Source organism: Streptomyces sp. NPDC088725, from assembly GCF_044751305.1.
Lineage (GTDB): Bacteria > Actinomycetota > Actinomycetes > Streptomycetales > Streptomycetaceae > Streptomyces.
Map to the genome: position 1 here is coordinate 94,920 of NZ_JBIVLO010000012.1, position 15,906 is coordinate 110,825.

Below are 15,906 nucleotides of genomic sequence, written 5' to 3' on the forward strand. Positions count from 1 at the left end.
GGGAGCCAGTCATGGCCGCTAACGGTCGCCACCGCCGATACCAGCCGAGCCGTATCAACCGCGCATCGCTGACCGTCACGGCGGGCGGCGCGGGGATGGCGCTACCGCTCATTGGGGCGGGGGTGGCGCAGGGGGCATCGGTGGACGCCTGGGAAAAGGTAGCCGCCTGCGAGTCCACGGACAACTGGCAGATCAATACCGGCAACGGCTATTACGGCGGGCTCCAGTTCACCCAGTCGACCTGGGACGCGTACGGCGGCGCGAGATACGCCTCGCGCGCCGACCTCGCCACGAAGGACCAGCAGATCGCTGTCGCGGAAAAGGTGCTCAAGGGCCAGGGCCCGGGTGCCTGGCCCGCCTGTTCGGACGGCGCCGGACTGACACTCGGCGGGAACGCGCCCGCCGCCGACTCCGTACGCACCCAGCGGATCGACCAGAAAGCCGTTCCGAAGAAGGCCGCGTCACCGACCTCCGTACCGACGCGACGCGACGGCTACACCGTGGCCCGCGGGGACACGCTCTCCGAGATCGCGGTCGACGAAACGGTCAAGGGCGGCTGGCAGCGGCTGTACGAGGAGAATCGCGGCGTCATCGGCGCCGACCCCGATCTGATCTTCCCCGGGCAGAAGCTGGTGCTGCGGGTGAAGGCCCCGGCGAAGGCCGCTCCCGCCGCCCCGCCCAAGCAGGCGGAGAAGCCGAAGCCGGCCGCGCACCCCGAGAAGCCCGCCGCACACCCCGAGAAGCCCGCGCAGACGGCGAAGCCCGAACACACGGCGAAGCCCAAGCCCCCACCAGAGAAGCCGAAGCCCGCAGCCCACACGGCGAAGCCCAAGCCGGCGGTCCACACGGCGAAGCCGCACGCCGGTGGAGTCACGGCCCCGGTATCGGCCGCGATCGGCACCGCGTACCGCAGCTCGGGCTCCTCCTGGTCGAGCGGCTACCACACGGGCGTCGACTTCCTCGTCCCCACCGGCACATCGGTGAAGGCCGTCGAAGCGGGCCAGGTCGTCTCGGCCGGCTGGGGCGGCTCGTACGGCTATCAGATCGTCATCCGGCACGCGGACGGCAAATACAGCCAGTACGCGCACCTCTCGGCGCTCAACGTGCGCGCCGGCCAGAAGGTCGGCGGCGGTCAGCGAATCGCCCGGTCAGGCTCGACCGGCAACGTCACGGGCCCGCATCTCCACTTCGAGATGCGTACGGGTCCGGACTACGGAAGCGACATCGACCCCCTCGCCTACCTCAGGTCGGCGGGCGTCCACGTCTAGGTCCTGTCCGGCGGGTATGGCCTGCGGCGGACCGCCCGTGCGCGGCGGACGGTCCTCTGACCGTGACTCCGCGTCAGGTGCCGAAGAAGTTTCACGCTGTTCGGTGGTCAGCAGGATCAGCCCGCCCGCCGCCACGATGCCGGAACCGAGCGCGAGCAGCGTCCCCGTCAGCCCGTACCGGAAGTCCTCGCCGAAGAGCGTGAGGCCCACGGCCGCCGCCACCACCGGATTGACCACGGTGACGGTGGCCAGTGGTGCGGCGAGCCCGGCGCCCCGGTAGGACGCCTGTGAGAGAAGCAGACCCGTCGCGGCGAGCACCGCGATGACCGCCAGACTGGGCACCTGAACGGTCGCGGAGGCCGACGTCCAGTCCTCCGCCACGGTCTTGGTGAACACCGAGGCGATACCGAAGGCCACACCTGCCGCCGCGGCCAGGGCCACACTCCGCACGATCGGCCGGTGCACGAACTGACCGCCCAGGAAGAGCAGGCCGACCCCGCCGAAGGTGGCCAGAGCGAGGATCAGCCGCTCCCCGCCGTCCAACGACCGCGAGTCGCCGCCACCGGTGAGCGCGAGCAGCCCCGCGAGCCCGACAGATGCCATGATCGCGCCGCGCCAGGCGGTGTGCCCGGCCTTGCGCCCCACGAAGATCGCGGCCATCGGCAGCGCGAACACAATCGTCAGCGCACCGAGCGGCTGCACCAGGCTGAGCGGCCCGAACGCCAGCGCGGCGACATGCAGCAGCGCACCGAGCCCGTTGAGCAGCACGGAGGCCCACCACACACCGTGGTGCCAGGGCGCGTAAGGACGGTCAGGGGTGTCCGCGGCGACGCGCTCCTGAAGGATCGCGGCGGCCGCGTAGGCGACCGCCGAGACCAGCGACAGCAGTACGGACAGCGCAAGTGCACTCATGGCATCCACGATCTCTCGTCAAAACCGTTACGTCGTCGTTCTGAAGAGCTCAATCCGGAGTACTGCTTTCGTAGTACACGGGTGCCCGGATGTTCTCCCAAGGATCCTGGTGTGTGAGATCGGGTTGCGCCATGCCGCAACGCCGAGGAGAGCCGACGTGTGTGGGCGGCGGGCTTCTGGTCCGGCTGCCAGCCACAGCCGCCCCACGACCTGATGCGATGGGTCGTCCGAGGGTGGAAGGGGGCCGTGGAGGGGTGGTGTGCAGAACGTAGAGCGTGACTTTGCGGCGTGGAAACCATCGGTTCGGTATCCACTGTGCCTGTACACGCCGTACGTCATGCGGTGCCGGACACCCTGCCGGGCCCGTGTCGGAAGGCGATCCCATGCTGAACAGCGCACCCGCGACGTACAACACCCGGCCCGCGCCAGCACCTCGGCGAACGGCGGCGCGGCCCTGGTGACGGCTGCGGGGTGGAAGGGGGCCGTGGAGGGGTGGTGTCCAGAACGTAGAGCGTGACTTTGCGGCGTGGACACCACTGGCCCGGTGTCCACTGTGCCTGTACACGCCGTAAATCATGCAGTGGCGGACACTTCCCCTGCGCGGAACCCGGCGACAGCACCAGCCACAGCACGCCGGCGCACGGCGGCGCGCGCGGAACCCGTTACCAGCACCAGCCACAACACGCCGGCCTACGGCGGCGCGCGCGGAACCCGTTACCAGCACCAGCTACAGCACGCCGGCCCCCGGCGGCCCGCGCGGAACCCGGCACCAGCACCAGCTACAGCACGCCGGCCCCCGGCGGCCCGCGCGGAACCGGCGACGACCGCAACACTGCCTGGCCCGCACGGGACGGCGATCCCGCGCCGGACGGCGCACCCGCAATGCCCCGGCCACGGCGGCCCGCGCGGTCCGGCGACAACCGCAACCACGACGACCCCGCTCCAAGAGCGTCCGCGAGATGCGCCGACCGGCGCGGGTGGTCTTCCCCACAGCGCGTTTACGGGTGACCATGTGAGGGCCGCGACCGACGTACGACGACCGGGGGTACCGCGTGAAGGTGGGACTGCTCACTCGTGAGTATCCGCCGGACGTCTACGGCGGAGCCGGTGTGCACGTCGAGTTCCTGGCCAGGGAGCTGCGGGCGCTGACCGACCTCCAGGTCCACTGCTGGGGCGAGCATGACACCGCCGATACCCCCGGCTCCGCAGTGACCCGCCACCGCCCCGCCCCGGACCTCGACGGCGCCAATGACGCGCTGCGTACCTTCTCCGTCGACCTCGCGATGGCCGCCGCGCTCGAAGGGCGCGAGCTGGTCCACTCCCACACCTGGTACGCCAACCTCGCGGGCCACGTCGCCAAGCTGCTGTACGGCATCCCGCATGTGATGACCGCTCATTCGCTGGAGCCGCTGCGCCCCTGGAAGGCCGAGCAACTGGGCGGTGGGTACGCGCTGTCCGGCTGGGCCGAGCGTACGGCGATCGAGGCGGCGGACGCGGTGGTCGCCGTGTCGCGGGGGATGCGCGCCGACATCCTCGCCTGTTATCCGGTGCTCGACCCCGACCGTGTGCACGTCGTGCACAACGGCATCGACACCCGCCTGTACCGGCCGGACCACGACACCGCCGTACTGAAGCGGATCGGCATCGACCCCGGCCGTCCCTACGTTCTCTTCGTGGGCCGCATCACCCGCCAGAAGGGCGTCCCGCACCTGTTGCGGGCAGCCCGCGCGCTCGAACCGGACGCTCAGCTGGTGCTGTGTGCCGGGGCGCCGGACACCCCCGAGATCGAGCGGGAGTTCCGCGAGCTGGTGGACGAGCTGAAGCGGACCCGTGACGGTGTGTTCTGGATCCCCGAGATGCTGCCACGTCCTGACGTGGTCCAACTCCTCACGCACGCATCGGTGTTCGTGTGCCCATCGGTGTACGAGCCGCTGGGCATCGTCAATCTTGAGGCGATGGCCTGCGGGACCGCCGTGGTCGCCTCGTCGGTCGGTGGCATTCCCGAGGTGGTGGACGACGGGCGTACGGGACTCCTCGTGCCCTACCGCGAACGCGCCCCCGAGGCCTTCGAGTCGGGACTCACCGAGGCGCTGAACCGGGTTCTGGACGACCCGGAGTCGGCGGCCCGGATGGGAGCGGCAGGCCGGGAACGAGCGGTACGTGAGTTCGGCTGGGATCAGGTGGCCCGCCGTACGCATCAGCTGTACCAGGACCTTCTCACGTCCTCATAGAGGGAGCGGCCATGCGCGGTGGACCTTCGGTGCTCGGGATCGTACTGGCAGGTGGCGAGGGCAAACGCCTGATGCCGCTCACCGCGGACCGGGCCAAACCAGCGGTGACCTTCGGGGGTACGTATCGCCTCGTCGACTTCGTGCTGTCGAATCTCGTGAACGGCGACATCCTGCGCAACTGCGTGCTGACGCAGTACAAGTCACACTCCCTGGACCGCCATGTGACCACCACCTGGCGGATGTCCAGTCTCCTCGGGAACTACGTGACACCGGTGCCCGCGCAGCAGCGGCTCGGGCCGCGCTGGTACCTGGGCAGCGCAGACGCGATCTTGCAGTCCCTCAATCTGGTTCATGACGAACAGCCCGACTATATAGCGGTGTTCGGCGCCGACCACGTGTACCGGATGGACCCGCGGCAGATGCTCAACCAGCACATCGACAACGGCGCGGGTGTCACCGTCGCCGGAATCAGGGTGCCGCGTTCGGAGGCGTCGGCCTTCGGTGTCATCACGCCTGCCGGCGACGGGGTCCAGGTCGAACGGTTCCTGGAGAAGCCGGCCGACCCGCCGGGCCTGCCGGGAGAACCCGATCAGGTCTTCGCCTCGATGGGCAACTACCTCTTCACGACCAAGGTGTTGATCGACGCCCTGAACCAGGACGCAGAGGACCAGAGCTCCGCGCACGACATGGGAGCCTCGATCCTGCCGATGCTCACCGAGCGCGGCATGGCCCAGGTCTACGACTTCGACGACAACAGGGTGCCGGGCGAAACGGACCGCGAGCACGGCTACTGGCGTGATGTGGGCACCCTCGACTCGTACTACGACGCGCACATGGACCTGATCTCGAACCGTCCGGTGTTCAACCTGCACAACAGACTCTGGCCCATCTACACCCACTCGCCCCAGCTCCCGCCCGCGCGGTTCGTCGCCGGAGGCATCGCGAGCGAGTCGATCGTCGGCCCGGGCTGCGTCATCCGCGGCCAGGTCACCAAGTCGGTGCTGTCTCCCGGCGTGGTGGTGGGGGAGGGCGCGGTCGTGCAGGGCTCCGTGCTGCACGACAACGTACGGATCGGACGCGGAGCGGTGGTCCGCGGCTCGGTACTCGACAAGAACGTCGACGTACCGGCGGGCGCCACGATCGGTGTCAATCCCGGACGGGACGAGGAGCTGTACACGGTCTCCAAGAACGGGGTCATCGCCCTGGGCAAGGGGCAGACGGTCCTCTGACCACTCAGTCGGGGTGCGGACGGCTGCGTGTCCGGGATTACCGCTGCAGCCGGTCGGCCCACGGATGTGGCCCGGGAACCAGGGGCCCCGATCACCAGATCTTGACAAGTACTCATAGGGCAGGTTCCGAACCGCTACGGCAGCTGGCCATCGACCACGTACGGACAGAGCTCACGGAGCATGGCGAGGATCGAATCCGCGTCGGCGAAAGTCAGCTTCTCGACGAAGTAGTGCTGCCGTGCTCGAGTTCGCACTCGGGCGTCGGTCGGAACTCATCCGCGTAGAGGCATCGGGCGTGCTCCGTCAGGGTGCCGTGCATGTCCTGGAGCGTATGACAGCTTGATCGCCTGGAACGAACCTGAGGGCCGGCCCGTGAATACTTGTCGGTGGCGTGGCCGGACACCCGGGCCGGCTGTCGCAAAGGCGCTGCATGGCATTCGGCTGTGGAACGACCGTGTTGTCAGTGGCTTTGGATATGGTGCAGTGTGTTGGCCGGACGGAGATCGTTAGGGACTCGCGGCTATGGGGGGTAGGTCGCACAGGCCCCGGCATCCAGCTCGGGACTGGAGATGATTTGCCAGTTCCTGCCCCCCAACTCCGTTTGCCTTTCTGGTCTTGTCACGAGTGGCGCGGTTGACCAGCCCACCAATGGGCGTAAGAGATGGCCCGTCGGATCACCTGTCGTCATGGAGACCGTCCCCCAGTCGTACCAGCGGTGTCCTTTCGTACCGCGTCCGGAACCTGACGGGCCGTGTGAAAGTGCACCTTGGCCGGAGATGATCACGCGCCATGCGGTGTGAGGCGCGAGCAGTTATGGGCTCGGCCCAGTGAAAATGCCTGATCGGAGCAGGTGAGCGAGTGTTACCTTCGCTGGTATGCCTGAACTGATCACACCCACAGTTCGACTCCGGTCCTCGTGGCTCGAGGCGCGTGACGAGTGGCCTCCCGGTGCCCACCAGGACGGAACCGGCTTGCGTCTTGCGCCCGAAGCCGACCTCGGCAGCCCCGAGGTTTTCTCGGACTGGGTCGAGCAGCTGAAGCAGCAGGCGGACACGTCGATTGCTTTGGGAGAAGGGCGTGTCCATGCCACCCACTGGTGGATCGTCGAGGGCGACAGCTATCTGGGAGCTATCGATCTACGGCACTATCTGAACGCCTTTCTGCTCGATGTCGGTGGGCACATTGGTTACAGCATTCGGCCTTCCGCCCGGAGATGCGGCCTGGCCACGTGGGCCCTTGGGGCGGTTCTGTCCGAGGCCCGCGCGCTCGGATTGGAGCGTGTCCTCGTCACCTGCGACGACGACAACATCGGATCGGCGCGCAGCATTGAGGGCAACGGTGGCGTCTTGGAAGATGCCCGCACGACTGACGCGGGCCTCAAACGCCGCTACTGGATCACTCTGTAGGCGGTGGCCACCGCCTGATCTTCTGTCTTCAAGACCGATGATCGACGGGGGCCGACTTGTTGGTCGGCGACGCCGCGCCGGCAGGAGCGGAGGTTGAGCTGGCAGGTGATGGCGCAGACCCGGAGAGCGGCCCCAGAAGGCTCAGGGTTGGGGCAACATCGCGCACAACAGCGCCTCCCAGGTGCCACCGCGTGCCTGGACGGGGGAGGGCCTGGGCTTGGCCCTCCCCGCGTTCTGTGGCGACTCAGAGCATGCGGCGGCGCCGGCCCAGCCAGGTCTGGGCGATCACGACGACCGCCAGGAACGCGCCGCTGACGACTTGCTGGTAGGCCGAGTCCAGGGACCCGATCTGGTTGATGATGTTCTGGATCACCTTCAGCAGCAGGACACCGACCAGTGACCCGCTGATGAAGCCGAAGCCACCGGTCAGCAGGGTGCCTCCGATGACCACGGCGGAGATGGCCTCCAGTTCCATGCCGGTGCCGAGGATGGTGACGCCGGAGACCAGCCAGGCCGCGTTGAGGGCGCCCGCGAGTCCCGCGCAGACTCCGGAGAGGGTGTAGACCGAGATCTTCGTACGAGCCACCGGGGCGCCCATCAGCGCCGCGGCGTCCTCGTTGCCGCCGACGGCGTACACGTACTGTCCGAAGCGGCTGCGGCGCAGTACGACCGCGCCGAGTACGAAGAGCGCGACCGTGATCCACACCGGTACGCCGATCCCGAGCAGTGTGTCCTGGCCCAGGTGGGCGAAGAAGGACTTCTCGTCGACCAGGTAGGTCTTCGAACCCTCGTCGGTGACCGCGAGCAGCACACCGCGCGCCAGCAGCATCGCCGCCAGTGTCACGATGAAGGGGGCCAACCGGGCCCGTGCGATCAACACCCCGTTGACCAGGCCGATCAGCCCGCACACCACGAGGGGCAGCAGCAGCGCGACAGCCGTGCCGTACTGCGATCCCCACGCGCCGAGCACCCCGCCGAGTGCGAACAGCGAGCCCACCGACAGGTCGATCCCGCCGGTGATGATGACGAAGGTCATGCCGAGGGCGACCACGGCGAGGAACGCCGAGGACACCGCCATGTTCTCCAGGTTGTCCCCGGTCAGGAACGTGTCGAAGCTCGCGGAGGCGGCGATCACCACCAGGATCAGTGTGACCAGCGCGCCGTGCTGCTGGGCGAGTGCGCTGAGCCGTTCCGCCCGGCTCGCGCCGAGTGGTTCCTCTTCCAGCGCGGGTGAGTTGGTCGCCTCGGTCTGTGCGGTGGTCACCGCTTCCCCCGTTCCCGTGCCGCGTACACGGCGAGCACGATCACCACGGCCTGGGCGATCTGCGTCCAGGACGGGGGCAGATCGTGCTTGATGAGTGTGGCGGTGAGCAGTTGGATGAGGACGGCGCCCGCGACGGTGCCGCCGATGCGGATCCGGCCGCCGCTCAGTGGCGTACCGCCGACCACCACGGCGGTGATCGCGGAGAGTTCCATGAGTGTGCCCAGTGACGTCGGGTCGCTGGCCTGGAGCCTGGCCGTGGCCAGCACACCGGCGATCGCCGCGAGCACACCGGAGACGATGTAGACGAGGATCAGCACCCGGCGCACCGGGAGTCCCGCCAGCTGCGCGGCGGGACGGCTGTCACCGATCGCCAGGAGCTGCCGGCCGAACGTCGTGCGCCGTACGGTGAATCCGACGGCGAGCGCCAACGCGGCCGCGATCAGCACCAGATACGGGATGCCGAGCACATCGCCCGAGCCGAGCGAGGCCATGCCGGGGTCCCGTACGTCCTTCAGCTGGGGGAGCAGGACCAGCGCGATCCCGCGTCCCGCCACCATCAGCGCCAGTGTCGCCACGATGGGCTGGACGCCGATGAACGCGATCAGTGAGCCGTTGGCGAGGCCCACGACCACTCCGCCGATGACCGCGACGATCAGCGCGATCCACACTCCGTACCCGAGGTACAGCGAGAGCAGCGACGTCGACAGGGCCATCACGGACCCCACCGACAGGTCGACGCCCTCGCTGCCGATGGCCAGCGCCATGCCGAGCGCCACGATGAGGACGGGCGCGACCTGCACGGCCTGGGTGCGGAAGTTCTCCGTCGACAGGAAGTGCGGGGTGAACACGACGTTGGCGACGATCAGGACGGCCACACCGACGTAAACGCCGTACTCCTGAAGGAGTTTCAGCGCCCGCTCGCGGTCGGCGGGCACGCGCCGCAGTGCCAGGTCAGTCATGGTCGTCCCCGCCCTTCGAGGCGATCGCGTGCAGCAGCCGTTCCTCCGTCACTTCGCCTCCGGTCAACTCCGCCACCACAGCGCCGTCCTTGAGAACCACGACCCGGTCGGATCCCTCGATCAGTTCCTCCATGTCGGAGGAGATCAGCACCACCCCGAGCCCGTCGCGGGCCAGTTCGTCGATCAGCCGCTGCACCTCGGCCTTGGCGCCGACATCGATGCCCCGGGTGGGTTCGTCCAGAAGCAGCACCTTCGGCTCCATGGCCAGCCAGCGGGCCAGCAGCACCTTCTGCTGATTACCCCCGGACAGCTCGCCCACCTTCTGGTGCGGCCCCGACGCCTTGATCCGCAGCCGCTTCATGAAGGTGTCCACCAGCCGGTCGATCCTGGCGTCGTCGACCAGGCCGAAGCGGGAGAGCCCGGGCAGCGCCGCCAGAGCGATGTTCTCCCGCACGGAGAGGCCGGGCACGATCCCCTCCGCCTTGCGGTCCTCGGGCAGCAGACTGATCCCCGCCCTGATGGCGGCGGGCGTGGACCCGGTACGTACCGGAGCGCCCGCCACCACCACCCGGCCGGAGTCGGGTGCGAGGGCGCCCGCGATGGCCTTGGCGGTCTCGCTGCGGCCGGAGCCGAGCAGACCGCCGAGGCCGACGACCTCGCCGGGACGCACGCGTACCGTTACCTGGTGCAGGACATGACGGATCGTCAAGTCCTGTGCCTCCAGGACTGCTTCGTCGCCACTGTGATGGCCGCCGGTGAATTTGGTGACGCCCTCACTGCGTACCTCACCCACCTCGCGACCGAGCATCAGCGACACCAGACGCAGCCGGTCGAGTGCTGCTATGGGGCCGGTGTGGACCCGCTTGCCGTCCCGCAGGACGGTGACGGTGTCGCACACCTCGTAGAGCTCGTCGAGACGGTGGCTGACGTAGACCACCGCGATGCCCCGCTCCTTGAGCATCCTGATCACCCCGAACAGGGTGCGCACCTCCCGCGGTTCCAGCGAGGACGTGGGCTCGTCCATGATGACGACGCGCGCGTCGACCGAGACCGCGCGCGCCAGCGCCACCATCTGCTGGGCGCCGACACCGAGCGAGCGCAGCGGACGGCGCACGTCGACCCGCAACCCCAGTGTGTTCAGGGCCTCCCGCGCTTCCCGGTGCATCCGGCGGAAGTCGATCAGACCCAGCCGGCCGCGCGGCTCGCGGCCGAGGAAGAGGTTGCGCGCCACGCTCATCAGCGGGACGAGGTTGACCTCCTGGTAGATGGTGGAGATCCCGGCGTGCTGGGCCTCCAGCGGTGTGTTGAAGTGCACCGGCTCGCCCTGGTGGACGATCTCGCCCGCGTCGGGCCGGTACACCCCGGTGAGCAGCTTGATGAGCGTGGACTTCCCGGCGCCGTTCTCACCGATCAGGGCGTGCACCTCCCCGGGCCCCACCGAGAAATCGACGGAGTCGAGAGCCAGGGCACCGGGGAAGCTCTTCGTCAGGCCGGTGACCGACAGCACGTCAGAATGCCTTGCCGAGGTCGGTCTTGGCGTTCGCCGAGGTGTACGCACCGTCCTGGATGACGACGTTCTGCGAGACCTTCTGGCCCTTGCTGAAGTCGTCGAGCGTCTGGAAGGCGAGCGGTCCGAACCGCGGGTTGGACTCCACGACTCCGGAGATCCAGCCGCCGACGATCTGCTGGACCGCGTTGCGCGTGCCGTCGACCGTGACGATCTTGACGGCGCCGGCCTTCTTGCCCGCGCCCTTCAGGGCGTTGACGGCGCCGAGACCCATCTCGTCGTTCTCGGCGTAGATTCCCGTGATGTCCGGGTTCGACTGGATGAGCTGCTCGGTGACCTGCTGGCCCTTCTCCCGCGCGAACTCGCCGGTCTGCTCGAACACCACCTGCAGATCAGGGGCCTTGTCCTTGAGCCGGTCCTTGAAGCCCTTGGTGCGTTCGGTGGTGACGTTGTTCCCGGCGGCGCCGAGCAGGATGGCGATCTTGCCCTTGCCGCCGGTCGCCTCGATCATCTGGTCGGCGGCGCGCTTGCCCTGCTCGATGAAGTCGGAGCCGATGAAGCTCACATAGTCCTTGCAGGGAGCCGCGTTGATCTTCCGGTCGATGGTGACGATCGGGATCTTCTTGGCGGCGGCGGTGCGCAGCACGGGCCCCCAGCCGTCCGAGTTGAGCGGGGCGATCACCAGCAGGTCGGCGCCCTTGGCGATCAGGTCCTGGACGTCGCTGATCTGCTTGGAGAACTGCGTCTGGGCGTTGACGGCCAGGAGCTTGACCCCCCGCTTCTTCGCCTCGGCCTTGATGGAGGCGGTCTCCGCGATCCGGAAGGGGTTGGCCTCCTTCTCGGACTGCGAGAAGCCGACGGTCGCGGTCGACAGGTCGATCTTCTTACCGCCGAACTGGTCGACGGTGCAGGTCTCGCGGTTTCCCGCACTCGGGGTGGCGACCACCTGGCCCGCGTTGTCCCCGGCCGAGGTGCTCTTGTCGCCGGAGGCGTCGTCCTCGGACTTCGCGCACCCGGAGAGGGCGAGCGCGGCGACAAGACTCGCGGCGAGCACGGTCGTGGTGGTGGTACGGCGGGCGACGGAGGACATCATGGCAAAAACCCCATCTCGGCGCGGCCCCGGCGCGCGGAGCGCTCACGGGGGGTCGGGCTCGTACGGCCTGCTGGTCTGCGCGGTCGTTCGGAAGGGTTTTTACATCGTTGTACGGACCCCTGTAAACCCTTTGCGCCATAACGGTTCGTCATGGCGCGCTCACCGCCTGCCGAGTGTGCTCTCCCGCGCCACCAGCCGGAAATCCGCGCGGAGTTCGCGCGGGCCCGAGGTCAGAGGCCCTTCGGCGGTGCCCAGCAGACGCTCCACGACCGACCGTACGGCAAGCCGCGCGATGGTCTGCTTGTCGGGCGAGATCGTCGTCAGCGTCACAGCGCCGTAGCGGCCGCCCGTCACATCGTCGAAACCCACCACGGCGATGTCCTGCGGCACCCGCAGTCCCCGCTCGGAGAGCACGCGCATGGCCCCGATGGCGATCAGGTCGTTGTACGCGAAGACCGCGTCCGGCAGCTCACCGGAGTCCAGCAGCCGTGCCATCGCGGCGGCGCCGTCCGCGTGGTCCCAGCCGCCGGTCGGGGCCACCATCGAGTCGGGGGCCGGCAGCCCGCACTCGGCCAACTCCGCCCGCCAGCCACGCAGTCGAAGGTGGGACGGCTCGTTCACGCGGTCGGTGCGCGCGCCGAGGAACGCGATCCTCGACCGTCCGAGACCGAGCAGATGCCGGACGGCGACCCGGGCCGCCGCCACATTGTCGATCGCGATGTGGTCGTACGGCAGGTCGTACTCGCGCTCGCCGAGCAGCACCAGTGGCGCGTCGTGGTCGCGGCCGAGCAGGTCCTCCGTCTCCAGCTCGATGGGGCTGAGGATCAGCCCGTCGATGACCCGGGCGCGAAACCCCTGGCTCACCAGGATCTCCCGCTCGCGGCGGCCGCCGGTGTGATCGAGCAGCACGGTGTACTCGTGCTCGGCGGCCGCGTCGACGACCGCGCCGGCCAGCTCGGCGAAGTACGGGTTCTCCAGCTCGGGCACGGCCAGCGCGATAATGCCCGTACGGCCTTTGCGCAGGTGGCGGGCGGTCAGATTCGGCCGGTAGCCCAGCTCGTCGATGGCCTGCTGGACCCGGGTGCGCATCGCGGGCGTCACATGCCGGTAGTTGTTGACGACGTTCGAGACCGTCTTGATGGAGACGCCCGCGCGTTCCGCGACATCCTTGAGGCTGACGCTCATCGCATTCCCCCTCCGAGGCGGCCGCATGAGCCGCCGTGCCCATTTTGTACAACGTTATACAGGGCTGCCGACCTGGTGATGTCAGGACCCTGGACAGTCGGCGGAGTGCCGTGCTGTCATGCCAACTGCCGTCCCTTCCAACGTTGTACAGACTGACGCTACGAGCCGCCACCCCTGACGGGCTGGTCAGCAGCAAGGAGGATTTGTGCGCATCGGGAGAAAACTGGCCCTGCTACTCGCCGCAGTCCTGAGCACCGCGGGACTCGCCGTGGTGTCGCCCGCCTCGGCCGCGGACGACCCGGTCGAGCCTCATGGACTGAAGGGTGAGTACTTCACCCAGTCGGGCCCCGGCGCTTTCGACTTCGACGAGCTGAAGGCCACGGGATTCGACCCGGACATCGACTTCGACACACTGGAGCCGAGGCTCCAGGCCGCCACCGGACAGGCGGACGACGTCTCCGTGCGCTGGACCGGGAAGATCGTCCCGGAGACCACCGGTGCCCACACGTTCTCGATGATCGGGGACAACGGCTTCCGGCTCTGGATCGGCGGCGAACTCGCCATCGACCACTGGACCGACGACTGGGAGGTGGAACAGAGCTCCCAGCCCGTTGAGTTGACCGCCGGCAGGGCCTATGACGTGAAGGTCGAGTACTTCGAGCACGAGGGAGGCTCCGACCTCCACCTGAAGTGGACCCCGCCGGGCGCCGCCAAGGCACCCGTCCCGCAGTCCGTGTTCCGGCTGCCCGACGGGTTCGCGTACGACGGCGCCATCGCCGCCACCGTCGGGAAGGACGGGCGCACCCTCGCGCTGGACTTCGCGCAGAAGCTCGCGCCTCCGCCCGCCGGCGTCGCCGCTCACCTTGAGGCCGTCATCGGCGGCGCCGCCTGGCCGCTGGGCGACGTCACCCGCGACGCGGCCGACGACCACCGCCTGAACGTCGCGCTCAAGGAGCCCGTCGTCGGCAAGAAGGGCGGCGGCGCCTCCGGTCTCGCCGACGTCCGTTACGACGGCGAAGGCGGCCTGAACGGGCAGGACGGCAAGGCCGTCCACCCCTTCTGGTCCAGTGGCCCCAACCAGTCGGAGTACGAACTGCGCACCGACTTCGCCGACGACGTCAGCGCCACCAACGCCCACCCGGAGTACCCGCGTCCGCAGCTGACGCGTGACAACTGGCAGAACCTCAACGGCTCCTGGCAGTTCTCCGCGGCGAAGGCGGGGGAGCGTCCGCCGGTCGGCAGGACGCTGGGCGAGAAGATCCTCGTCCCGTACCCCGTCGAGTCCCAGCTCTCCGGCCTCGAACGGCACGAGGACCGCATGTGGTACCGCCGTACCTTCACCGTCCCGAAGAACTGGAAGGTCGGCGAAGGCAAGCGGCTGCGGCTCAACTTCGACGCCGTCGACTGGCAGTCCGAGGTGTACGTCAACGGCAAGAAGGTCGCGGAACACAAGGGTGGTTACGACCATTTCAGCGCCGACGTCACGGACGCGCTGAAGCCCGGCCGTACGCAGGAGCTGATCGTCGGCGTCTACGACCCGACCGACGCCGCGAACGGCGAGAACCCGCCCATGGGCAAGCAGCGCCTGGACCCGAGCGGTATCTGGTACACCCCGTCGTCCGGTATCTGGCAGACGGTGTGGATGGAGCCGGTCGCGGCCGACCACGCCGACTCCCTCAAGCTCACTCCCGACGTGCCGGGCGGAAAGCTCGCCGTCGAGGTGCGCGGGATCCGCGCAGGCGTGCCCGTCACGGCCACCGCGTACGACGGCAAGCGCAAGGTCGGCACGGCGAAGGGCCGCAGCGGAGTCGCGCTGTCCGTGCCCGTCCCGCACGCGCACCTGTGGTCGCCCGACGACCCCCACCTCTACCGGCTCGAGGTGAAGGCGGGCAGCGACGAGGTCGGCAGCTACTTCGGTATGCGCTCCATCGCGGTGGAGAAGATCGACGGCGTGCCGCGCACCGTGCTCAACGGCAAGCCGACCTTCCTGATGGCCACGCTCGACCAGGGCTTCTGGCCGGACGGACTGAACACCGCGCCGACGGACGAGGCGCTCGCCTTCGACCTGAAGGCGCACAAGGACCTCGGTTTCAACTCCGTGCGCAAGCACATCAAGGTGGAGCCCGACCGCTGGTTCTACTGGGCCGACCGGCTCGGACTGCTGGTCTGGCAGGACATGCCGGCGATGAACAACGACGTGAACCCGGACACGGCCGCCCGCGCCGAGTACGAGCACGAGATGAAGCAGATGATCGACCAGCACAGCAGCAGCCCTTCGGTGATCATGTGGGTCACCTTCAACGAGGGCTGGGGTCAGTACGACCAGAAACGCGTCGCCGACCAGGCCAAGTCCTGGGACCCGACACGGCTGATCAACAACATGAGCGGGCTCAACTGCTGCGGTGCGGTCGACGGCGGTACGGGTGACATCGCCGACGCCCACGGCTATCCGAGCCCGGCGCTGCCCGACCCGGACGGCAAGCGGGCACTGGTCAGCGGTGAGTACGGCGGGCTCGGGCTCGCGGTTCCCGGTCATGCCTGGGCCGTTCAGCAGTCGTACATCGCGGTCGACCAGGACAAGTACACCGACGAGTACCTGGCCCAGCTCGACAACGTCCGCGCGCTCGCCTGCCAGGGGAGCAACGGCGCCGTCTACACCCAGATCACCGATGTGGAAGGTGAGTTGAACGGCCTGCTCACCTACGACCGCAAGGTGATGAAGCCCGACGTCAAGCGGGTGAAGAAGGCGCAGGACGCGCTGATCCGCGACGCGTCCCACCCGGCCACGATGGAGTGCGCGGGCTCCTGACCCGGCCGGACGCCGCCCCGGTCCGCCTCTCCCCAGGCGGACC

The 15,906-nt window shown here is 68.6% G+C and carries 11 protein-coding genes; 5 read left to right on the top strand and 6 right to left on the bottom strand.

Annotated elements, in window-relative coordinates:
• Positions 1–11: 11 nt before the first annotated feature.
• Complete coding sequence (locus ACIP6N_RS26170; protein WP_401819435.1) at positions 12–1,268, top strand: transglycosylase family protein; 1,257 nt, start codon at positions 12–14, stop codon at positions 1,266–1,268.
• Here ACIP6N_RS26170 and ACIP6N_RS26175 read toward each other — a convergent pair.
• Positions 1,149–2,180, bottom strand: coding sequence for a DMT family transporter (locus tag ACIP6N_RS26175; RefSeq protein ID WP_401819437.1), 1,032 nt, complete (start codon positions 2,178–2,180; stop codon positions 1,149–1,151). The genes ACIP6N_RS26170 and ACIP6N_RS26175 overlap by 120 nt on opposite strands.
• Before the next feature lie 1,052 nt (positions 2,181–3,232).
• Between ACIP6N_RS26175 and glgA the strand changes: the two genes are divergently transcribed.
• The 3 genes from glgA to ACIP6N_RS26190 all read left to right on the top strand — a co-directional run bounded on the left by glgA (position 3,233) and on the right by ACIP6N_RS26190 (position 7,046).
• Positions 3,233–4,411 carry a glycogen synthase gene (gene glgA, locus ACIP6N_RS26180; RefSeq protein WP_401819438.1) on the top strand — a complete coding sequence of 393 codons (1,179 nt, stop codon included), beginning with the start codon at positions 3,233–3,235 and terminating at the stop codon, positions 4,409–4,411.
• Between the two features lie 11 nt (positions 4,412–4,422).
• On the top strand, positions 4,423–5,640 hold the full coding sequence (gene glgC / locus ACIP6N_RS26185) for a glucose-1-phosphate adenylyltransferase (protein WP_401819439.1): 1,218 nt from the start codon (positions 4,423–4,425) through the stop codon (positions 5,638–5,640).
• 875 nt (positions 5,641–6,515) lie between these two features.
• Positions 6,516–7,046, top strand: a complete 531-nt coding sequence (locus ACIP6N_RS26190; RefSeq protein ID WP_401819441.1) for a GNAT family N-acetyltransferase — start codon at positions 6,516–6,518, stop codon at positions 7,044–7,046.
• Between the two features lie 244 nt (positions 7,047–7,290).
• Here the strand turns inward: ACIP6N_RS26190 and ACIP6N_RS26195 are convergent, their stop codons facing one another.
• The 5 genes from ACIP6N_RS26195 to ACIP6N_RS26215 all read right to left on the bottom strand — a co-directional run bounded on the left by ACIP6N_RS26195 (position 7,291) and on the right by ACIP6N_RS26215 (position 13,054).
• On the bottom strand, positions 7,291–8,271 hold the full coding sequence (locus ACIP6N_RS26195; protein WP_401819582.1) for an ABC transporter permease: 981 nt from the start codon (positions 8,269–8,271) through the stop codon (positions 7,291–7,293).
• A 35-nt stretch (positions 8,272–8,306) separates the two neighbouring features.
• Positions 8,307–9,269, bottom strand: a complete 963-nt coding sequence (locus tag ACIP6N_RS26200) for an ABC transporter permease (RefSeq protein WP_401819442.1) — start codon at positions 9,267–9,269, stop codon at positions 8,307–8,309.
• A complete protein-coding gene (locus ACIP6N_RS26205) occupies positions 9,262–10,776 on the bottom strand; it encodes a sugar ABC transporter ATP-binding protein (protein ID WP_401819444.1) in 1,515 nt (504 codons plus the stop codon). The genes ACIP6N_RS26200 and ACIP6N_RS26205 overlap by 8 nt, the downstream gene beginning before the upstream one ends.
• Position 10,777: 1 nt before the next feature.
• A complete protein-coding gene (locus ACIP6N_RS26210) occupies positions 10,778–11,869 on the bottom strand; it encodes an ABC transporter substrate-binding protein (RefSeq protein WP_401819445.1) in 1,092 nt (363 codons plus the stop codon).
• 159 nt (positions 11,870–12,028) lie between these two features.
• Positions 12,029–13,054, bottom strand: coding sequence for a LacI family DNA-binding transcriptional regulator (locus ACIP6N_RS26215; protein WP_401819447.1), 1,026 nt, complete (start codon positions 13,052–13,054; stop codon positions 12,029–12,031).
• A gap of 205 nt (positions 13,055–13,259) precedes the next feature.
• Between ACIP6N_RS26215 and ACIP6N_RS26220 the strand changes: the two genes are divergently transcribed.
• The gene (locus ACIP6N_RS26220; RefSeq protein ID WP_401819448.1) at positions 13,260–15,863 is read left to right on the top strand and encodes a PA14 domain-containing protein; all 2,604 of its coding nucleotides are present in this window, start codon (positions 13,260–13,262) and stop codon (positions 15,861–15,863) included.
• The last annotated feature ends 43 nt before the right edge of the window (positions 15,864–15,906 follow it).

Excerpts from the sequence above, each read along its gene's own strand:
- glgC (WP_401819439.1), top strand. The coding sequence starts at position 4,423 with ATGCGCGGTGGACCTTCGGTGCTCGGGATCGTACTGGCAGGTGGCGAG.
- ACIP6N_RS26170 (WP_401819435.1), top strand. The coding sequence starts at position 12 with ATGGCCGCTAACGGTCGCCACCGCCGATACCAGCCGAGCCGTATCAAC.
- ACIP6N_RS26210 (WP_401819445.1), bottom strand. The coding sequence starts at position 11,869 with ATGATGTCCTCCGTCGCCCGCCGTACCACCACCACGACCGTGCTCGCC.
- ACIP6N_RS26200 (WP_401819442.1), bottom strand. The coding sequence starts at position 9,269 with ATGACTGACCTGGCACTGCGGCGCGTGCCCGCCGACCGCGAGCGGGCG.
- ACIP6N_RS26175 (WP_401819437.1), bottom strand. The coding sequence starts at position 2,180 with ATGAGTGCACTTGCGCTGTCCGTACTGCTGTCGCTGGTCTCGGCGGTC.
- ACIP6N_RS26215 (WP_401819447.1), bottom strand. The coding sequence starts at position 13,054 with ATGAGCGTCAGCCTCAAGGATGTCGCGGAACGCGCGGGCGTCTCCATC.
- ACIP6N_RS26190 (WP_401819441.1), top strand. The coding sequence starts at position 6,516 with ATGCCTGAACTGATCACACCCACAGTTCGACTCCGGTCCTCGTGGCTC.